General features: G+C 49.8%; 15 protein-coding genes and 1 tRNA gene. 9 read left to right on the top strand and 7 right to left on the bottom strand.

The annotated features are described in order from the left end of the window. The 4 genes from HU175_RS08515 to tgt all read right to left on the bottom strand — a co-directional run bounded on the left by HU175_RS08515 (position 1) and on the right by tgt (position 6,175). Positions 1-1,293 carry a nucleotide sugar dehydrogenase gene (locus HU175_RS08515; protein WP_176566186.1) on the bottom strand — a complete coding sequence of 431 codons (1,293 nt, stop codon included), beginning with the start codon at positions 1,291-1,293 and terminating at the stop codon, positions 1-3. 60 nt (positions 1,294-1,353) lie between these two features. Beyond that, entirely contained in the window at positions 1,354-2,304 is a 951-nt protein-coding gene (locus HU175_RS08510) for a GNVR domain-containing protein (RefSeq protein WP_255433122.1), read from the bottom strand. A gap of 132 nt (positions 2,305-2,436) precedes the next feature. Further along, entirely contained in the window at positions 2,437-4,758 is a 2,322-nt protein-coding gene (locus tag HU175_RS08505; protein ID WP_228724367.1) for an SLBB domain-containing protein, read from the bottom strand. A gap of 286 nt (positions 4,759-5,044) precedes the next feature. Beyond that, complete coding sequence (tgt, locus tag HU175_RS08500) at positions 5,045-6,175, bottom strand: tRNA guanosine(34) transglycosylase Tgt (protein ID WP_176566184.1); 1,131 nt, start codon at positions 6,173-6,175, stop codon at positions 5,045-5,047. Between the two features lie 200 nt (positions 6,176-6,375). On the opposite strand from tgt, the gene HU175_RS08495 reads away from it, so the two are divergent. From HU175_RS08495 to HU175_RS08465, 7 genes are all read left to right on the top strand, one after another. Next, on the top strand, positions 6,376-7,542 hold the full coding sequence (locus HU175_RS08495) for a glycosyltransferase (protein ID WP_228724366.1): 1,167 nt from the start codon (positions 6,376-6,378) through the stop codon (positions 7,540-7,542). Between the two features lie 12 nt (positions 7,543-7,554). Continuing rightward, positions 7,555-8,184, top strand: a complete 630-nt coding sequence (gene rsmG / locus HU175_RS08490) for a 16S rRNA (guanine(527)-N(7))-methyltransferase RsmG (RefSeq protein WP_176566182.1) — start codon at positions 7,555-7,557, stop codon at positions 8,182-8,184. Positions 8,185-8,205: 21 nt separating this feature from the next. After that, positions 8,206-8,508, top strand: a complete 303-nt coding sequence (locus HU175_RS08485; RefSeq protein ID WP_176566181.1) for a hypothetical protein — start codon at positions 8,206-8,208, stop codon at positions 8,506-8,508. 117 nt (positions 8,509-8,625) lie between these two features. Continuing rightward, a tRNA-Asn gene (locus HU175_RS08480) sits at positions 8,626-8,699 on the top strand. Between the two features lie 166 nt (positions 8,700-8,865). Further along, positions 8,866-9,282: a hypothetical protein gene (locus HU175_RS08475; RefSeq protein ID WP_176566180.1), complete on the top strand. Its 417-nt coding sequence runs from the start codon at positions 8,866-8,868 to the stop codon at positions 9,280-9,282. Positions 9,283-9,428: 146 nt separating this feature from the next. Continuing rightward, positions 9,429-12,788 carry a site-specific DNA-methyltransferase gene (locus HU175_RS08470; RefSeq protein WP_176566179.1) on the top strand — a complete coding sequence of 1,120 codons (3,360 nt, stop codon included), beginning with the start codon at positions 9,429-9,431 and terminating at the stop codon, positions 12,786-12,788. 10 nt (positions 12,789-12,798) lie between these two features. Beyond that, positions 12,799-15,966 (top strand): DEAD/DEAH box helicase family protein, encoded by a 3,168-nt coding sequence (locus tag HU175_RS08465; RefSeq protein ID WP_176566178.1) that lies wholly within the window; start codon positions 12,799-12,801, stop codon positions 15,964-15,966. A 419-nt stretch (positions 15,967-16,385) separates the two neighbouring features. Here the strand turns inward: HU175_RS08465 and HU175_RS08460 are convergent, their stop codons facing one another. After that, positions 16,386-16,832 (bottom strand): transposase, encoded by a 447-nt coding sequence (locus HU175_RS08460; RefSeq protein ID WP_176566177.1) that lies wholly within the window; start codon positions 16,830-16,832, stop codon positions 16,386-16,388. A 136-nt stretch (positions 16,833-16,968) separates the two neighbouring features. Between HU175_RS08460 and istA the strand changes: the two genes are divergently transcribed. Then, positions 16,969-18,495: an IS21 family transposase gene (istA, locus tag HU175_RS08455; protein WP_228724144.1), complete on the top strand. Its 1,527-nt coding sequence runs from the start codon at positions 16,969-16,971 to the stop codon at positions 18,493-18,495. A gap of 48 nt (positions 18,496-18,543) precedes the next feature. After that, positions 18,544-19,296, top strand: coding sequence for an IS21-like element helper ATPase IstB (istB, locus tag HU175_RS08450; RefSeq protein ID WP_176566175.1), 753 nt, complete (start codon positions 18,544-18,546; stop codon positions 19,294-19,296). Between the two features lie 24 nt (positions 19,297-19,320). On the opposite strand, the gene HU175_RS08445 is transcribed toward istB, so the two are convergent. After that, entirely contained in the window at positions 19,321-19,857 is a 537-nt protein-coding gene (locus HU175_RS08445; RefSeq protein ID WP_176566174.1) for a transposase, read from the bottom strand. Positions 19,858-20,090: 233 nt separating this feature from the next. After that, entirely contained in the window at positions 20,091-21,857 is a 1,767-nt protein-coding gene (locus HU175_RS08440) for an arylsulfatase (protein ID WP_176566173.1), read from the bottom strand. Between the last annotated feature and the right edge of the window lie 200 nt (positions 21,858-22,057).

The raw sequence follows: 22,057 nt of genomic DNA, 5'->3' as shown, positions 1-22,057 counted from the left end.
TTATAGTCGCCAGTAAGTCAGTCCGTCATCTGTCGGCACGCTGTACATCCCTTTCAGGTCCAGAAGAATGGGCGCCCCATTCATCAGCCCCCGGAAGTAATCGAGCGCCAGCGTCCTGTACTCGTCGTGCCCCACCGCTACAATCACGGCATCATACTTATTCGAGGGGGTATCCATGAGCGTCATCCGGTATTCGGCGGCTACCTCATTGGGCGACGCGTGCGGATCGATCAGGTGAACATTAATGGCGTATTTCATCAGCTCCCGCACCAGATCAGCCACGCGTGAATTGCGGATATCGGACACGTTCTCCTTAAAGGTCAGGCCCATTACCAGCACCTTCGTCTGGCGCGGATTTTTGCCATGCTGCAGAAGCATCTGAACGAGTTTCGTAGCGACGAAGGCCGGCATACCATCGTTGATCCGGCGGCCGGAGTTAATAACCTGTGGGTCGTACCCCAGTTGACGGGCCTTGTAGAGCAGATAGTACGGGTCGATGCCAATGCAGTGGCCGCCCACCAGGCCGGGTGTGAACGGCAGGAAATTCCACTTGGTAGCGGCCGCTTTGATGACTTCCTGCGTATCGATATTCATCCGGTCGAAGATGATAGCCAACTCATTCATGAGGGAGATATTCAGATCCCGCTGCGTGTTTTCGATTACTTTGGCGGCTTCGGCTACCTTGATGGTTGGCGCCGTGTAAATCCCAGCGGTGATGATGTTTCCGTAAACCTGGGCGATGGTTTGCGCAGCTTCGGCATCATTCCCCGATACAATTTTCAGAATGTTGGGCAAGGTCCGGACTTTGTCGCCGGGATTGATCCGTTCGGGTGAATAGCCCAGTTTGAAATCCGGCCCCAGCTTCAACCCCGATTGTTGTTCCAGAATAGGCAGACAATCATCCTCCGTGCAGCCGGGGTACACAGTCGACTCATAAACGACATAATCGCCCGGCTTGAGCGCCCGCCCAATGGCCTCAGAGGCACGTACCAGTGGTTTCAGATCGGGCACTTTATAATCATCAACCGGCGTAGGGACGGCCACAACGAAAAAATGAGCCCGTTTCAGATCAGCCGGATCAGCCGTGAACGTAATATCCACACCAGCAAACGCTTCTTCTGGCATCTCCCGCGATGGGTCTTCTCCTCGTTGAAGCATCGCGACCCGGTCAGCGCTGATGTCGAATCCAATGACCTGGAATTTCTTCGCAAACTCCAGCGCAATCGGCAGGCCAACGTAGCCCAGGCCGATGACAGCCAGTTGTTTGTCTTTATGTTGTAACGCGTCGAACAAAATTTCTGTCGAGTTATGGGTTGGTGGGCATTAGAAGAATCCAGCAGAAAAGCTGGCAATTTATTCAAGGAGCATTCGCCATCGGCTAAACAAATCAGCTCCCTGAGCCAGCAGGTAGATACTACCGAGACTCAGACCAACGAGGGCAAATACCAGCACAATTACGGTTCGTTTGGGCGCCACGCGCTTACTTGGAATCTGCGCAGGTTCGAGCACTTTGAAAACCGGTGTTCGCTCCTGCACTTTCAGTCTTGCCTGCTCAAACTGCCGCGCCAGTTCAGTATAAACCGTCTGCGCAATGGTCAGTTCGGCTTCCATACGTTGTTTATCCATCGTAGCCGCCTGGATAACCAGGTGCCGGTGCTGGTCGTTGTAGCGAAAAACATTGTATTGCGCCGACTGATACCGCTGCCGGGCTCTGATCAGCTGCTGTTCATAAAACTGTAAATCCTGGCGCGCCTTCTCAGTACGGTAACTCGTTACGTACTTCGTCAGGTAATCCATTGCCAGTTGCGCTACGCTGGCCGCTACGTAGGCGTCCGGCATGTTGGCCGTGATGGTGATTACCCCCGATCGGGTATCGAGTTTAGCGCTAACCCGTTCACTGATTTCCTCCGCCAGACTTTGCTGTTTCTGGGTCAACCGGATCAATTTGCCCGACGTTCGTACTGGTGGTAGCTGATTAGTTTGAAACCAGTTTTTCCATTCCCAGTTCACCGCTGTTTCATCCAGCAGTTTGGTCAACGTTGCAGTCTGGCCATCGTCCGTCGTAACTGGTTGCCCAAGCAGATAAAGAATGAACGGCGTACTCTGGAGCACGTTTGGATAGAGGTCCGGCCGGATTGCGTCCATTCCTTCCGTGTCCGATAAGTCGAGACCACTAAACGCAGCCACCGATGCCAGCCGCCTGAACATGTCGCCCGAATTGTTTCCCATTTCAGGCATGATCCGGGCCGTCGATACAAACTCAACCGGACTTACGAACGCAACCGCTACGCCTAGTATCGCCAAAGTACTACTCCAGATTGCCAACCAAATCCGACCCCGCCAAAGCGTACGCAGCACGACTGGCGACGATAATGCTAACCCGAAAAAAGACGGAGATTTTGTTGATGTGGATGGCAGTGTCAGCATAGTTGTGAGTCAATTACTAAAGAGCCGGATTGCCGACAAAAGAACAGCAGCCCCCGACGCCATCACCGACAGCAACGCGACTCGTTCGGCGGGGGAACTTCGGTTTGTCTCTTTGGGCGATTCCACCGGCACGACAATTTCGGCCCCACGGTCGGGGCGCGGGTATGAACGGATACCCAGAAAGGAATGAGTCGGCTGTATTTTGCCGTTTGCGCCAACCAGGTAGGTCTTCCGCTTTAGCGCCTTCTTCGTGAACCCACCAGCTTCGTCGATGTACCGGCGTGTCGATTTTCCCGGCCGAAACTCTACCGTTGCGGGATTGAGCACTTCACCCCGGATACGTACCAGTTCAACTTTGCGCGGAATGATAAGCGCGTCGCCGTCTTCCAGCAGGAGATTGCCGCCACTATCCGGATACTGCATAATTCGGCGGATGTCCAGTGAAATCAGTTCGCCCTTCCGGCTGAAGCGGGCGGCCTGTAGAAACGCTTCGGGACGTACCCCACCCGCCCGGCTGATTAAATCCGTAATCCGGTCGTTCTTCTGCCGAATGGCATACGGCCCCGGATAAAATACTTCACCGGTAACAGTTACCCCCTTCTGGGCTTCGTACCGGGGCGAATGTCGGACAAAAACCTGGTCGAAGGGATGCAGTAGCAACCGGGCGTCGGTACTGTTCAGCCGTAGTTGGGGGTCGATGTCGCAGACAATCAACTGCACCGATTGGTTTTTATCTAACCCTGCCGTATCGTTCTTAACCCGCCGAGCAATTTCTAGTCTAGACGAACTGGCCGATTCGGTAAAACCACCCGCCAGCACAACCAGGTTAGCCACCGTCATACTGTCGGCAAAGTCGAACGTTCCGGCTTTGTTGATGGCCCCCTGCACCGTAATGGTCCGTTGCTCGCGCAGGTCGCCGATGGTACTGACAACCAACTCATCATCGCGTTGCAGTGATACGTCGGCGACTTCGTTACGCATCAGTTTACCAATGTCTATTGACAGCAGTTCCGGATCGAGGTTTTCGCGGAAGCGCCGGATCGCGGCCCGGTGCAGAAATGCATCTTCGCGCAGCCCCTCAGCGGTTTTAATCAGCTGGCGGACCGTTGTGTTCTGCGACAGCGCATAAGCGCCCGGCCGGAACACGGCCCCACTAATACGCACTTTGTTGGTAATACGGTCCGAGATGGTTCCGACTATGTACCGATCGCCGGTTTTAGGCACAAACTGATCAATCTCAGCTGCCGTAATGTTGATCAGTTGCTGCTCCGTTGAGGTATTACGCTGTAATGTAAGAGCGGCCGTGTAGGCCCGTTCGGCAAATCCACCCGCGAAGGCTAATACCTGCTGTAAGGTTTCACCAGTTCGAATTTCGTACAGGCCGGGCTGTTTGACTTCTCCCCCCAACTCAATCCGGTTCTCGTAGTGATTGATAAAGATGAGGTCCTGATCCTGCAATCGTATGTTACTTCGCTGGTCGGCCCGCAGCAGAAAATCGTACACGTCCAGCGTCCGGATTATCCGATTTCCGCGCAGAATATTGATCGACCGAAAGGAACCCCGCTCCGGGTCTGGTCCACCGGCGGCATAGAGTGCGTTGAATACCGTTGCCAGCGACGACAGCGTATACGTACCCGGTCGCACGACCTGCCCCATCAACGTCACTTTGATACTCCGAACGCTACCTAATGTGAGTTGAGCGTTAATCCCACTACCTGCCGAGTTGAGGCCCTGATAGAGCGTTCGTAGCCGGGAGATAATTCGCCGTTCGGCCTGCTCTATGGTTAGTCCGTTAACATAAATGGGACTGATATTTTCTATAAGGATAGTTCCTTCGGGTGTGACGCGGGGGCGATACGTCTGCTGGGCATTACCAAAAACAGTAATGATCAGTTCGTCGTCGGGCCCGATGATGTAATTACGGGGTGTTGCCAGTCGCAGGTTTGGCTCAAATGATAACGTAGCGTTCGTAAATAACGACGCGCCAAAGACGGTCGACGATTTTGTACTGGCCGGCGGAGCGGGCGTTGGCGGCTGCTCCCGCAATGGAGCCGGCTTGGAAGTTTGTTCCGTCTTTACCGCAACTGGCTGGAGTTGGCGAATCCGCTGCCGCATGGCCGTAATATCAGCCGTTGTAAAGCCGCGGGTTTTCGCCAACTCTTCCAGTTGCGTTTCGGTCATGCCGCTGGCCTGCGCCTGCTGCACAAACTGTTGCACCTGCTCATTAGTCAGCGTGGAGGGCGTTTGCCCCCACGCTCTTTCAGACTGGCTGTTCAAGTAAGTAAATACAACCAGCCAGAGAAACAAGCTTTCGCCTTTCCTGACTAACACGGTACAGATATATGATAAAGTTACGGTGGGCCGTCCGTTATGAAACGGCTCACAAATGTAACTAGACAATTACTTAAGCAATAGTACCAATTAGTAAATAACCACTAGACAAATTAATAGTTCTCCAATTTTTTATTTCACATAATTCCCCCAAAACGAAATTATCAATATCGTCATTTAATTTCTCTAAACTACGTATAGTAAACTACATAGTATATAGATTCTTATCTCTATATCTTGTTCACCCATAGCTAGTACCCACCCAATCAAGAATAAGTAATATTACTTACATTCGCTGCATAAGCGTTGGCAGGATCATGTTCTTCCAGCTAACAAATGTCCCAGCCGTAATATGAACTCGTGCCTGGCGGACCAGCCACAGGTAAAACGTAAGATTATGCAGGCTCGCAATCTGTCCACCCAGCAGTTCATCAGACTTAAACAGATGACGCAAATAGGCTTTCGTGTAAAACGTACTGGCATAGCCACCCAGTCCTGCATCAATCGGGCTGAAGTCGCGGCTCCATTTTTCGTTTTTAATATTCATAATACCTTCTGTCGTAAACAGCAGTCCGTGCCGGGCATTCCGGGTAGGCATGACGCAGTCGAACATATCTACGCCCAGCGCAATCGCTTCCAGAATGTTGGCAGGGGTACCCACGCCCATTAGATAACGCGGCTTGTCGAGGGGCAGAATACCGTTAACCAGTTCAATCATGGCATACATTTCTTCGGCGGGCTCCCCAACGGCCAGCCCGCCAATAGCATTCCCCTCCCGCTCCTTGCTGGCAATAACCTCGGCCGACTGTCGACGTAGGTCTGAGTACGTGCTACCCTGCACAATCGGGAACAACGTTTGTCGGTAGCCATACAGCCCCTCGGTGCTATCAAAGCGCTCAATGCAGCGATTCAGCCAGCGGTGGGTCATCTCCATCGACGAACGTGCGTATCCGTACTCGCAGGGGTAGGGCGTACATTCATCGAATGCCATGATAATGTCGGCCCCAATGATCCGCTGCGTATCCATTACGCCTTCCGGCGTAAACGTATGTTTGGACCCATCGGTATGCGCCTTGAACGTAACGCCTTCCTCTTTAATCTTGCGCGTATTCGACAGCGAATACACCTGGTATCCGCCCGAATCGGTTAGAATAGGGCGACGCCAGCCGTTGAATGCATGCAGTCCGCCCGCCTGTTTCAGTACGTCGAGGCCGGGCCGCAGGTACAAATGATACGTATTACCGAGAATAATTTCGGCGTTTACATCCGTCTCCAGCTCGCGTTGGTGGACGGCTTTCACCGTACCCGCCGTACCGACGGGCATAAAAATCGGTGTCTGAATAGGCCCATGATCCGTCGTCAGCGTTCCGGTACGGGCCTTCGACTGCGTATCCTGAGCAGTAATCGAAAATGTCATTCTACAAAGATAATAGGTATCGAACGGAACAAGGAGGAATGGAGAAAGGAACAAGTTATAAGGCAAAAAGAAGAGGTTTCACCTTTTTAGCTTCATTCACTGCTCATTTCTTTCTCCTGACTACTCCTTGTTCCGTTCTCCGTTCCTCCTTTCTCCTCCTCTTTTCCCTATCTTTGCAAACCATTCACCCAACGCATCTTGTGATTACCACATTACTGATAAGCTGGCTTGTCGTCGTCAGTATTCAGCTCATTTACATTTTATTTGTCTTTTCCCGAACCGCTTTTTACCGGGCAAATTCGTCAGCTTCTCCGACTACGTCGGCAGGGATTACGGTGGTGGTTTGCGCTCATAACGAACGAGAAAATCTGGAAGAACTTATCCCGCAGCTTGTAGCCCAGAAGTATCCTACGTTTGAGGTGCTGATTATGGATGATCGCTCCACCGACGGCACGAATCTTCTTCTGGAGCAACTAACGGCGGAGTACCCTCATCTCCAGTCCATCCGAATCGACAAGGAGCACGAGCACGTAACGCCCAAAAAATATGCGCTGACCATTGGCCTGAAAAAGGCGCGGTACCCTTCGGTTCTGCTGACCGACGCCGATTGTCGACCAGCATCAACCGATTGGCTGGCTATCATGGTCGACGGCCTGGTCAATGCAGACAAGCACTTAGTCCTCGGCTTTTCGCCCTACGAAAAGCGCCCAGGCCTGCTCAACCTGCTGATCCGCTCAGAGACTCTATTTACAGCCGTGCAGTATTTTTCGCTGGCACTGGCGGGTAAACCCTACATGGGCGTTGGTCGAAACCTGGCTTATCGGACGCAATTGTTCTTTGCCAACAAAGGTTTTTATACGCACAAGAACGTACTGGGCGGAGACGATGACCTGTTCGTCAACGAAGTAGCAACTCGCCGGAACACGACAATTTGTCTGAACCCGGCGACTTTTACCTGGTCGAAGCCAAAAGAAACCTGGGCCGACTGGCAGCACCAGAAACGACGTCATCTGAACGTTGGAAGGTATTACAAAACCGGCCATAAAATTCGACTAGGTCTACTAACGGGATCACACGTATTGACCTGGTTGTTAGGCCTTGTGGTCGGCGGTATTCTTTTGATCAAGGAAATCATTCATCAGCCATTTACCGAAGCTGAGTGGTTTCTTTTGCTGACAGCCAGTGGTGCGTTTGGGGTGCGTCTTCTACTTTTCTGGGGCATTGTCGGCCGAATCAGTTATCGGCTGGCCCATACAGTTCACGCAGCCAGTATGCCCTTTATGGATTTGTTGCTGGGCGTATATTATGGCCTGGCGGGGATTAAAACATTATTTACCCGACGTAGTAAACGGTATTACTGGCGGTAATCTGAGATTAACATGAACATCGACATTCTGCTTAAATATTTTCCGGATCTGACTGCTGAGCAGAAAGAGCGTTTTGCCGCACTGGACGGCCTCTACCGCGACTGGAACGCCAAAATCAACGTGATCTCGCGTCAGGACATTGACGCTCTTTACGAAAAGCACATCCTGCACTCGCTTAGCATTGCCAAAATCGTTCAGTTCAAACCCGGTACCGAAATCCTGGACGTAGGGACCGGCGGGGGATTTCCGGGCATTCCGCTGGCCATCCTCTTCCCCATGGCCGACTTTCACCTGGTAGACAGCATCGGCAAGAAGATCAAAGTCGTGGAAGCCGTTGCCGAAGCGCTCGACCTCAGCAATGTCAAAGCCGAACAGGTACGGGTTGAGCAGTTGAACACCACTTACGATTTCGTTGTAAGCCGGGCCGTTACCCGTCTGAAACCATTTCTAGGCTGGGTACGCTATAAAATCCACAAAGCCGGTAACAACGACCGACCCAACGGTGTTTTGTACCTCAAAGGGGGTGACCTAACCGAAGAACTGGCCGAAGTACCCGATCGGTACCGCGCCTATGACCTCTCCGATTATTTCGATGAACCTTTTTTTGAAACCAAGAAAGTGATCTACGTCCCTAAAAAATAATTTCCATTCACAGATACAGCCATGGCCCAGATATTCCGTAGCAGCAGCTTCAAAGACCCTCTTACCCGCGACGAGGTCGAATTCAACGAGAAAGGCGTTACGTTCCGCATCCGCAAGCTCATCGGCGGCACCGACAATTTCGTTTTCTTTTCGGACATCTCCGGCGTCGAGATCGACAATGGCGTTTTCTTCTCAACGATCCGGGTCATTCCCCGCGCCCGGCAGGAGATCGTCATCAATAATTTCACAAAGAGCGATGCCCGTAAGGTAAAGGAATTGATCCTGCAAAACGTACCGCACAACCGTCCGGACGCTTTCCGCTAAAATTTTTCTCATTGATCGTCACCGAGTTGACATCATAAACGCAAATTTTTTCGGTCAACCACTTGCGTAGTGCCTTTCGACCGACTACTTTTGCATCACGATTCGACAGGATCACAGTCCCGAATAGCTCAGTCGGTTAGAGCATCTGACTGTTAATCAGAGGGTCGCTGGTTCGAGCCCAGCTTCGGGAGCCCTAAAGATCAAGCACTTACAATAATTTTGTAAGTGCTTTTTTTGTGTACTTGCAATACAAGTTGCGATACATTCTCTTCCAATCAATTATTTCCTGATTAAAAGCCGATTGCTTAAACACTGTTTAAAGTAAACAGCTGTAACAGATAGACTTTTCAGAGAAGTATGATAATCAACTGGAAACAATACAAGACGTATAAAGACGCTTGTGACTGTACTGGTGTAATTTACCTTCATGAGTGGGATGGCAAACCCTTCTATTGGGGGAAGGCTGATAAGAGCTTTTTTGGAGGTGGTTCAAGAAAACACGAAGCAGGTAAGCGGACCGGGCGATATAACTCCGGGTATAAACACTGGATTGAGGGTTGTTTGCAGCACGGCGCAAAGCTGTACATAGGCGAGCTAAGCAGTGAAGATGTGAGCTGGATTGATGATATTGAGAGACAACTCATAGCTACCTATCCAAGTACGATGGCCCAACGTACTTATCCGTTTAGACAAATCGAGCTTATACACGAGGGTGACGTACCTGATTCTATTTTAATAAGTAAATCTCCATTGATAGTAACGGGGTGGAAGTAAAAGGCATTTTCCTGTAATGGTGTGACATGGTGTTGTAACCCCACTTTGGGATTGGACTCAAAGAAGACAGTAGGCCATCAAGATGCCGAACCCCTGATTTTTCACTACTTTGCTTCATTATTTGAACTACATAGTATTACCCGATTATGGCTCTAGCTGCCAAAGACCAATTTAAAGAACTACTTCGCGAACTCTTTCAACTGAACCATACCGACTTAGATTTTGGCATCTATCGCATTCTGAACCTTAAAGCTGCCGAGGTTACGCAGTTCCTCGATGTAGAACTCGACGCGGTTGTTGAATCTGTTCGTAATAAAATTGCCGGACGCGAAGCTACTGATGCTACAACCACTCTGAACGAAGCGCAGCAACAACTAGCTACGCAGTTCGGTATTAACTTCGACCTTCCCGACGACCTGGAAACTAAAGCCAATCAGTACGGGCAGTTGCCGATATTTCAGGAACCCTACCAGAAGTTTTTACAGGCTAAACAGCAGTTGGCAAACGTGCAGGTATCTGCCGATACAGAACGTGACATCTATAATCGACTATACCAGTTTTTTGAACGGTATTACGAAGAAGGCGACTTTATTACCAAACCCCGCGCTGGGCGTGACAGCTACCTGATTCCTTATAACGGTGAAGAAGTAAAACTGTATTGGGCCAATTATGACCAATACTACATTAAGACCGGCGAGAGCTTTCGCAACTATGTCTTTACCAATACGGCTACCGACCCGGCACACCAGCGTACCGTTGAGTTTCGCCTTCGCGATGCTGAGAGTTCGCTCAATAACAATAAAGAAGAAAAGGGACGGTTGTTTATTCCGGTGGGCTTACCTGATGCCGATACTTGGTTTACTTTCTCTAATAACCGCCTGACGATCTGGTTTGAATATCGGCTTCCAACACCCGAAGACATCGCGGCTTGGGAAATAAAACCGGCCCAGCGCACCGCCGATAAGGGCGTTGTAGTAAAACTCTTGACCCTGCTGCCTGACCGAATCGGCCAAACCGCCGACGTTGAGCTGATTACGCTTTTCCAAACCAATCGGAAGCGGGGTAAAGATTCTGTTTCCACGTTCCAGTATCACTTGGAGCGGTTTATGGCCGTGAACAAGTTTGACTATTTCATCCATAAAGACCTGAGGGGGTTTCTACGGCGGGAACTTGATTTCTTCCTGAAAAACGAAGTTCTGGCCGTTAACTTCCTTGACCCCAGGTGGACTGATGCCGACGTACAAACCAGCATCAGCCTGAACGTAACACTGGCATCAACCATCCGTCAACTGGCCCTGACCATCATTGAGTTTCTGGGCGAACTGGAAGAGTTTCAGAAACGGCTTTTTGAGAAGCGTAAGTTTGTAGTGCAGGCCGATTACTGCCTTACCCTCGACCGTATTCCCGACCCGGTACGCGATGCCGTGTTGAGCCATGTGCTAACCGACCCCGACCAGAAGCAGCAAGCCGACTGGCAAACGCTGGGCTTTATTGATAAAGATACTGTCCTTAACCAGGATTACCTGCTCGCCAACGACAAACTGGTGCTGGATACGGCTTATTTACCCGACGCCCTAAAATGGAAATTATTGGCTGCCTTGGATAACCTCGATGCCCAAACCAATGGCCTGCTACTAAACTCCGAAAATTGGCAAGCCCTCAACTTCCTGAAACCTAAATACCGCAATCAGGTTAAGTGCATTTATATCGACCCGCCGTATAATACCGGCGAGAATGATTTTCCCTATAAAGACAGCTTTCAGCACTCAAGTTGGTTGAGTATGATGCACGACCGACTGGTTGCCGCTCGTGACTCCCTAACGCCTGATGGGGTCCTGTTTGTGAGCTTGAACGACAAGAAAGAAGAGTTTAAAGAATCGCACCGGCTCTATTTGTTACTTGATGCTGTATTTGGGGAGAAGAATTACGTGGAGGTCATCATCTGGACGAAGAACACCACACACAACGATTCTAAGACGTATTCCCGTAATCACGAATACGTATTTTGTTATGCCAAAAACCGGGCTTTAGTTGAACAAATCCCGAATATGTTCCGGCAGCAAAAGCCAGGCTTTGATGAAGTTGTTGAGCTCATAAACCGGTTAAATTCAGACTATCCGTCTGTAGAAACAATTCGTCAGGAATTGAAAAATCTGTACAAAACACATGTACAGGAACTCAAAGATGCCGCTGAAACCGCTGGAATAGATTGGGAAGATGCAAAGGGCGAAGATGATTGGAAAGCCATTTACAACTACAAATATGCTGAATACCGCCTAATAGATGATGAATATGTAAGTGAGATAGAAGCTGAATCAAAGAAAGCTGTGATCAGACCCTTCACAAGTACTGACGCATCTTGGCCTAATTCAAGTTCGCTGACAGCAGATCACAGAAACCCTCATAGTCCAGAATACAGATTTTACAAACCATTGCACCCTAAAACTAACCAGCCATGTGCTTGCCCGCAACGCGGTTGGCTGTGGCGGCAAAATAAAATTCCCGGCAATGACGCTCAATCTTTTGAGTCGATGTTGGATAAACACATGATTTTGTTTGGGAATGATGAAACTACCGTACCAAGAATTAAAAAATTCTTGCATAAGACTGAAACCGATGTTGCGAAGTCTGTTCTGCCTGATAATACAGATGGTGCAAAACAGTTGGCTGATCTTTTTGGGGAAAGGGGGCTTTTCGCCAATCCGAAACCTACTACTCTGATTCGGCGGTTTGTGGAGCAAACTACGTTTGAAGGTGAAACTGTGATGGATTTCTTTGCCGGGTCAGGGACAACGGCTGATGCCGTATTGAGTCTGCAACATGTAGATAATAAGTCCCGTCCTTACGTTCTGGTTGAAATGGGCGATTATTTTGACAAAACGTTGATTCGGCGCGTAAAAAAAGTAATCTATTCCGATACTTGGCGCAATGGAAAACCTATTGGCGTAGGGAGTAGCCACCTGTTTCAATACATGCGGTTGGAGCAGTACGAAGATACATTGAACAACATTGAGTTCAGCGATGCCGCCGTGCAGGAAGGTAGTGAGCTATCATTTTTGGATAAAATCCGGTATTCACTCGATTACGGCACCCGCACATCGGGCAGTTTACTTAACCCCGACAAATTCATGCGCCCATTCTCATACACGCTGCGGGTAGTGCGGCAAAACGAAATCCGCGACGATCAACCCATCGACCTCATCACGACGTTTAACTACCTGCTGGGGTTACGTGTGGTACGGTATCATGTAGCCGAACATCAGTCCCGCGAATACCGGGTTGTGGTGGGGCAAAAGGGCCTTCAACCCTACCTCATCATCTGGCGCGACGTGATAGAAGGAAAGCCCGAAGAGGGAGCCACCGACTTCACTGCCGAACGCGATTGGGTACTGTCCCAGCCCTGGTATGATACCACCGCACTAATTTATGCTAACGCCGACAACGGTTTTGGAGCGCAAGCTATCGAAACTGAATTTGTCCGGTTGCTTTGGGACAGCGCCGTTTAACGCCCCTCCTATGCTTAATCAACAGTTACTGTTAGTCCAATTCCTGCTGGCGGAATTTGGCTTCCGCGATTTTGCCGACCTGCGTAAATCGTTCAGCGAGTACGAACTGCGGTCCGACGAGTCTGAATCATCGCTTATTTTTCAGAACCTTATGGTGCGTCCGGGGCGGGTAGTGCCACCTACTTTGCTCCAACAATACGACGAAAATTTAATTCGGCATCTGGCCCACATCAACGAGGGCCGGAGTGCCCCTATAAGCCTGAAATACTACCAGTATTTCTCAGCTCTTTTTGCCGAACATTACCTGAATCAGTACTACGCCGATAAAGCCGACTGGCTGGCGCGGCTCAATCGGTTCCGCCAGCAATCACCCAATCGAGAACTGCGCAAAGTACCCGCCTTTGTTGCGGATGAGTTGAATAAACTGGCGTTTTGGAATGCCACCGGTTCGGGCAAAACGTACCTGCTGCACCTCAACATATTGCAGGTTCGGCATTACATCAGGCTTTATACTCTCCCCATTAAAAATCTGATTCTGCTCACACCATCCGAGGAACTTAGCCAGCAACACCTGCGCGAGATGGCTCAGAGTAATTTGCTGGCTACGCCTTACGCCGAGGACAAAGATGGACCCGGCGTAAAAGTGATTGAACTCTCGAAATTGAAGTTAGAAAAAACCTTCTCCGGTGGCGTAACTATTCCGGTTGCTGAGTTCGAGGAACAGAACGCCCTTTTTGTTGATGAAGGCCATAAGGGAAGCAAAACCGAAGACAGTGTTTGGCGGGAAGTACGCAACCGAATTAGTCGGCAGGGGTTCGCTTTTGAGTACAGTGCTACGTTTGGGCAAATTACAGACAGGGACCTGTTGGCTGAATACAGCCGTTGCATTGCCTTTGATTACAGCTACGGCCGGTTTTATGCTGATGGATACGGTAAATCATACTGGATTCATAACCTTACCGACAACGACCTAACGGGCGAAACCGTAAAACGGCAATACCTATTACAAAACTTACTGCTGTTTGCCCAGCAAAAACTGCATTACTACAGGCAACCTGAGCAGATGCAAACCTACCAACTCGAAAACCCGTTACTGGTGTTTGTAGGTAGTTCGGTTGTTCCCAAAACGAGTGCCAGTACCTCTGAAAAACGAGAGAATGAAGATGTTATAAGTGACGTAAAAACAGTACTGGATTTCTTTCTCGACTTTACTACTAACCGAGGTCAGTATGTAAGCTGGATAACAGCTTTACGAAACAATGGTGGACTATTCCCTGGCGATTACCGAAGTAGATTAGATTACCTACTTAACGAATTTCCGACTGATGCGGAGGTTTATAATCTAATTATCAGCCGGGTCTTCAACGCTCCCTCTGCCGAACCTCTGGAACTCTATACTCTTCGGAACAACAATGCCGAAATCGGGCTTCGCCTACGCGGGTCCGACCATTATTTCGGTCTGATTTACATAGGTGATGTCAGCACGTTCAAATCATCGCTTGGAGAAGGTTATGAAATTAAGCGTGATGTAGTTATCAGCCAAAGCCTGTTTGGAGCCTTGTCCGACCAGTCGAGTAACCCAATCAATCTGCTCATTGGTGCACGAAAATTTATAGAAGGTTGGAATAACTTTAGGGTGTCGGGTATTGGGTTAATCAATTTCGGTCGGGCCAAAGGCGCTCAGATCATTCAATTGTTTGGCCGGGGGGTCCGGTTGCGGGGCAAAGACGGTTCATTGAAACGGTCGCAGGGTCAACCCGATGCCCCCAATACCATTCACATCAACGAAACACTCAACATCTTCGGTCTGCGAGCTGATTACATGCGCCGGTTCAACGAGGACTTGCACAAGGAAGGCATTAGCACCACAGTCGAAACGATTACATTCCCAACCGTAATTACGCACGATTTAGCCAAATTACAGTTGTTAACGCTGCAACGAAATGAGAGCATACCTGCTTTTCATACCCAGCCTGTGTTTATGCTGGAAGCTGATAGCACAATGACTGCAATATCTCTCGATTTTGCCAGTAAACGGTTTTCGGCGGTTGGTAACGCCGTTAGGCAAACTACCAGTATAGGCAGGCCCTTTTCGTTGCATCCGTTCGCTGGCTGGGTTGACTGGTCGTTGATCTATCGTCAGTTGCAACAGGTCCGGCGCGAGAAGCAGTACACAAACCTGCACATTCAGCGCGAGAGCCTACCCAGTCTGTTCGCAAATATTCGGCACCAAGTAATTGCCGATGAGGAATTACAAATCCAATCGGTGGCCAGCATCGACCGATTACAAAAACTGACCTTTTCGCTGTGTAAAAAGTATATGGAAAATTTCTATAAACGGCGATTACGGGCGTATGAAGGTCGGTATCTACAAACGGCTGTTTTAGACGAAACTAATGGCAATCTCAACGGTTTATCGTGGTCGGTGGAGGTAATGACAACTGACGCATTAGGTAATGAATTGGCGGGGATAGACCTGACGCTGAAACGTATTAATAATCTGTTGGCACAACCTGGATATCCATCCCGAATGGAAACCGACGCAACGCTTAAAAATGGCTGGTTAGAAGCACATTTGTATCAACCGCTATTAGCCGATGAAAGTCAGCAGCAGGCGTTGACCGCTAATAGTATTCCGGTCGTCGAACGTGTCACGCCCGCCGGTCTCAATAAAGGCGAATTGCGGTTTATAGACCATTTACGGTTATTCATTGGTAACAAAGACACGAATGGATATAGTGATTATGATTTCTACTTGTTACGAAATCTGAGCCGGGGTAAAGGGTTTGGTTTCTACTTTGAAGCGTCAGGTGGCTTCTTCCCTGACTTTATGCTATGGATAAAAGAAAAGACCGGCACCAAACAGTACCTAACGTTCATTGACCCCCACGGCCTACGTAATGAAGAACACGCCTGGTCAAGTGACAAAATACAGTTGTATCAGAAGTTAACGGAGTTACAAACTGAAATTGGCAATGCTGATTTGCGGTTAAACTCATTTATCCTCGACCCCAACGGCGACTTACAGGCGGCTGGTTTAGATCGCTGGCAACGACCCGGTAATGAATCTCTGCAAGAATATGCAGCCCAAAATCATGTGTACGAAATACCCATCAGCGGAAATGTATCGTCAAAGGGAGGGTATATTGACAAAATAGTTAAAGCAATCCTTAATTGATGCAGTTCACTAACAAAGAAGGCACTTATAACAACTGTTTTCGTTGTTCAGCTAAAGTAACTTTAGATGGTGTTGGGGAATTGAGAAAAGTTGAGAGTCGTGCCAACTTTGTAATCACCAAACGATAAAGTCAAGACCAAACAGTTCTCTAAACTGATCGACCCTCAATGGACCGCAACTTCTCCCTTTTTTGATCTCAAACGCAAGCTTAAATACGATTTACATCAAATGGTGAATATCATTTGATGGTTGCTAAGAACGGGCGCTCGATAGCGTAATTCACCCGAAGAATGGCCGAACTGGTAGGCTGTTTGTTATTTTGAGCGATGAAATCAGGATGGTACCTTATAGCAAATTGATTTGATGTTGAATCAACTGTGGGGTAGTCCTGCATAGCCGGACACTTTATTTAACGTGAATTATGGATAAATGCGTTTTTGAACTGGGATCACAATAGATGGCTTACGGTCATGAAAACAATAAGCGATCAAACCTGCCAAGACATTGATCTGGCTATTAAGCGCACTCCGATGGCGAGTGTGTTCGAGGTCGAAGACCGATGTTAGCAAGGCATTGACCGATTCGATTAAGCCGCGCTTGCGTAAGTTGAGTTTATCACTCAAGGGCATCAAGGTGTTCTTCATCCGGCGTCGAAGCTTGGTTACTAAATGAAGACCTCGCTGGTAAAACTCGGCAAACAGTTTAGTCAAATACCCCCGGTCGCCAAAGCACTGTCCCTGCAAATCCGCCAGTAGCTCTGGCAATAAGCTGGCGTTGTTGTCCGAGACATTACCAGGCGTAATGATAAAATTGATTAACTCGCCGTACTGATTAATATATATTCCGGCATAAAGTAAGCCAGTCATTCCGGCCCAATCCGGCCGGGTATTCCGGCACAAAATGGGCCATCGTGGATAAGTGAGCCAAGACCCCTAGTTTGGCCCTGACGTGAACGAACATCACTCACGTTTGTAGTCAAGCATGGCTAACTCTCGCTTACCTATGTTTCAACTCCGTCGGATTCTTCAACTCCGCCAGCAGGGCTTCAGCCAGCGCCGGATTGCTTCGGCTTTAGCCATTTCCCGAACCACCGTCGAACACTATTTGCGTATAGTCGAAGCGCATTTTTCGGACTTGGCTCAGGCTTTGAGCTGGCAGGATGATCAACTTCACCGCCTGTTCACTCATCGTGTACCCCAACCAGAGGCCGATCGGCTGGGTGATCTCTACCAACGATTTGAGAACTACGAAGCCCAATTGGCCAAGCCGGGTGTGACCCGCCATCACTTATGGCTAGCTTATAAGCAGGCTAACCCCAATGCCATCCAGTACTCCCAATTTTGTGAGCGCTACCGGACCTGGCGACTCAACCAGCAGACGGTGATGCACCTGGAGCACAAAGCTGGGGAGACGCTTTTCGTCGATTATGCCGGTAAAAAGCTAGCCCTGGTCGATCCAACTACCGGTCAGCCTCAGCCAGTCGAGCTTTTTGTCGCCGTGCTGGCCTGTTCCCAACTCACTTTTGCTAAAGCGGTTGCCAGTCAGCGAAAAGCCGATTTCCTACAAGCCTTATCCGATGCGCTAACCTACTTTGGTGGTGTCCCCGAGGCCATTGTGCCCGATAACCTGAAAGCCGCCGTGACCAAAGCCAACCGCTATGAGCCTGATCTGAACGAGTCGATTGAAGACTTTGCGGCTCATTACAGTACCTGTATCTATCCAGCCCGTAGTGGCAAGCCGCGCGATAAAGCGCTGGTGGAGAAGACCATCTCCATTCTCTATAGTCGGGTATATGTTCCCCTACAAGAACAGAGCTTTCACTCTTTGAAGGAACTGAACCAAGCTATTGCTCAACAAGTAGAAGTCCACAACCGGCAGTGCTTTCAGGGTAAGCCCTACTCAAGACGTCAGCGTTTTGAGACCCTGGAAGAAGCCACGCTGATGCCTTTGCCGCTACAGCCTTACCGGTCCAAAGCCTTTCGCATGGCCAAAGTGCATCCCAACTGTCATGTACTGTTAGGGGAAGACAAGCACTATTATAGCGTACCCTACCGGCATGTGGGCCAGAGCGTTAAGCTGGTTTACACCGCTCAGACCGTGGAGATTTACCATGATCATCAGCGGATTGCGCTTCATGAGCGCCAACCCGAGGCCTATCAGTACACCACCCGTCGCGAACACCTGCCCAGCCAACAACAATGGCTGAGCCAGTGGTCTGCGGAGTACTTTATCGATCAGGCCAGCCAGATCGGTCCCCATACTCGACTGGCCATTCAGGAACTGCTCCACACGCGGAGCTATCCCCAACAGGCCTTCCGTTCCTGTGCCGGCGTACTATCGCTGGTAGCCAAGGTTGGCCAGCAACGCCTGGAGGGGGCCTGTGAGCGGGCGTTAACGTATGGGGCTGTCTCCTACAAGTTGATCCGTAGCATCCTGGAGCGCAATTTAGATAAGACTACCTCAACGGAGGTAACCCATAAGCCTCTGCCAACTCATGAGAACATCCGGGGAGCCGATGTCTATCAATAATAAAGGGGTAAAGGGGATAAAAAGAGCTAACCATTAAACCATCAACTCATGAATACACAAGCAACCCTCGAGCGCATGCGTCAATTAAAATTACAGGGCATGGCCACCCACTGGGAAACCCTTCTGCGTCTACCGGTTAATCAGTGGCCGCCCACCGACCATCTCCTGGCTTCGCTGCTGGATGCCGAACACGAATACCGGCAGGAACGCAAAACGCGAACTGCCATTACCCAGGCTCGTTTTCGGTATCAGGCCAGCCTGGAAGAAGTTATTTACACGCCTGATCGGCAGTTGGACAAAAGTATGGTACTTCGCCTGGGCGACCTCTCTTTTGTACGACGGGGCGAAAACATTCTCATCACCGGTGCCACTGGTTGTGGCAAAAGCTATCTGGCTACATGTCTGGGCTACCAGGCTTGTCAACGAGGGCTGCGGGTGGGCTACTTCTCTATGCCTAAACTTATGGAACGACTGCATCTGGCTCGAGCGGATGGCTCCTATACTCGGGAGCTTGCCCGTCTGGAGCGGTTGCAGTTATTGATCCTGGACGATTGGGGCCTATCGAGTCTAGACATGAATGCCAAACTGGCTTTGCTGCAACTCATTGAAGATCGCCATGGCCGGTCGGCTACGATCATTACCTCGCAGTTACCGGTGTCTAAGTGGTATGAGTACCTAGCTGAACCAACGCTGGCCGATGCAATCTTGGATCGACTCGTGCATCAGGCACACCGCATTGAGTTGCAAGGCGAGTCAATGCGCAGGCGCATCAAAAAAACGAATGATTTAACCGGATCCTGATTATTTTTATGCCCTCTTCGCCCCTTATCCACCGTGGCCCACTTTAGCCGTTTTGGCTGGCACAGTATCTCCGGAATATATATTAATGACTAAATGCGCTTTTAGCCCAAAGAACCAGCCCATAGAGGACTTCCCACGGGCGGCCAGGCCAGCAAAGACCTTATTGGCCTGGATGCGATGGTTATCACAGACGGCCAGCGGTTTACTATCGACAATGTAGAAGCCGGTTCGCTGGCCTTGGGCACAAAGCCATTTTAAGAGTACAAAAAGTCCAGGTAGTAAGCGAGGCATACGGGCCACGAATCGCTCGTAACTGATCAACTTGGGAAAATAACTCCTTAGTTGAGCCTCTACCCAGTCTTGGTAATAGTACTGAAAGCATTTGGCCCCTGAATGATGATAGAAGATTGTGATCGCTAACATCTCACTGTCGGTTAACTCGCCCTGTCGAATAGTGGGCAAGGTGCCTTGCTGCATTTGCCACTGGGTCAGGACATTGCAAAAATCATCACAGGTGATGAAGATCTCAATTAATTTAAGGGCCTTATCTTCGCGAAGCATAGGAGCAGGTGATTGAGTTTTGTTACTTGGCAGTGCAAATCTCGCTATCACTTGCTCACTATGTACTTACTATCAGTCAGTTAAATGGGGAGTTATCCATAATTCACGTTATTTATGAGAGTTTGACAAAATTGGTTTTCAAATCAATTGGAGATCAATAGTCCGATCCTGAATACAACCGACGCACGTTATAACATCTGTTCTTAGTTACGTCTGTCCAAAAACTCTGGTTTTCACTGAGCAGTCAGCAGCAATGCTTTTACCTCAGCCACCTGGCTTTTGGGGACCGCCATTGCCCGTAGCAGAATCCGGTGACGACCACGAACTAACTTGACTCGGCCCAGTGGCAGCCAGGCCCATGTCTTCTCGTACACTTCCTTGCGGAGAATTCGATCGGGACTGGGTTTTAAAGGCGGGTCGAAACCTCCTGGCAGAGTTTGTTGTACCATCGTCTGACCGACCGTGGCACTCAGTATTGTGCCGTGGGCTGACTCCGGGCAAGTATATTGCAGACTTAGTTGATACGTCCCTGGCCGTTGCACATCAACTTCCCACCAAATTGAATCGGCGGGAGACTGCCAGTTTACCAGCCAGTCATTTGCCCAACCGCTACCTTGTTTGTAATGGATTTCACCCGAAAAGTGGGCTTCCGGGGCCTGCAATAGCACCCGCCGAGCGGCCACCGGCACGGGTCGGAAACGAGTTACTGCCTGAGACGCATCACGAAACCAGTGCTCGTAGGCCGCTTGCAGCCGCTGCACTAGCTGGGCATGTCCGGGTGCTATATCTGTCGTTTGTGAAGGGTCACGGAGCATATCATACAGTTGAGTCTGTCCTTTTTGTAGAACAAGGCGATACTGAGCGGTGCGTACCCCCCCCGGCTCCATAGGCAGTTGGTTCCCGCTCATGCCAGCTACGTGCGTAAACAGCAATCGATCGGGTAGCGTATCCGTCTTATTGACTAAAAAGTTCACCAGACTACGGCCATCAATCGGGTGGGATGGCTTGAAGCGTAGCTTGCATAAATCGACTAGGGTCGGCATTAAGTCGATGTGGGCCGCATTAGGTCGTATCCAAGTTTCAGGACGAATTTTTCCTGGCCATCGCACAAACAACGGTACGCGCACCCCTCCCTCGTCAACCGACCCTTTGATGCCCTTCATGTCACCATTGAAGCGTCGGCCATTAGGGCCGTTGTCGGTCGCAAAGACAACAATTGTGTTTGATGCCAAATCGAGTTGGTCTAACCTGGCTAGCAGACGCCCCACATTGTCGTCAATATTTTCGACCATGCCGTAAATACTGGCATCTTCGTCGGTGAGGCCTTTTGCTTTATACTTATCAAAATAACGGTCGGGTACCTGGTGAGGGCTATGGGGAGCGTTGAAGGGAACGTAGCAAAAGAAGGGCTGAGATTTATGGTTACTCATAAACGCCAGGGCGGCATCCGTCAGGACATCAGTGATGAATCCTTTCGTAGCCACCATGCGGTCATTGTGCTGCAGATCAGTATCGAAGTAATTATTCCAGTGGCCAGCACAAAACCCTAAAAACTCATCAAAACCCTGACCATTAGGATCTTCCGGAGCGTGCTCTCCGTTGTGCCATTTACCAAAACAGCCGGTAGCGTACCCGTTCTGGCGGAAAACTTCGGCCAGCGTGAGTTCCTCGCTACGCATGCGTTCCCAGCCCTGAGTTACGGAAACGGTACCCGTACGAAGGTGGTAGCGGCCTGTTAGCAAACTGGCACGAGTGGGCGCACAAAGTGGACTAACAAAAAAGCGGTCGAACTGCGCACCGCTATGAGCCAGCCGGTCGAGGTTAGGCGTTTCAAGAAAGCGGTTGCCATGAAGACTCAAATCGCCCCACCCCTGATCATCGGTCAATATAAACAACACATTAGGCTTCGTGGCGGTTACCGACAGGGTAATTGCCGACCGCCGGGCAACCCAGGCGCCAAGAATCAGCGCAGCTATTCCAATCCAGAAAGTAGGTTTCATGACAAGATGGTATCCATTAACCTGAACCAATTATCGACGGTTTGACTAGTCTTTGTTCCAACTGAGGTACGATAACCATCTACGAATCCCCTTCGATACACTACAGGATGTAAGCTACAGATTTGGGGTCAGTCCCGAACATAGGGCCCGTCACTCCCCCTTTACACCGCCACTTGCGAGAGCCTGTAGTAGACTCGAAA

The organism is Spirosoma sp. KUDC1026, assembly GCF_013375035.1.
Lineage (GTDB): Bacteria > Bacteroidota > Bacteroidia > Cytophagales > Spirosomataceae > Spirosoma.
The sequence above is the reverse complement of the archived record's forward strand: the minus strand, read 5'-3'. Positions and strand labels throughout refer to the sequence as shown.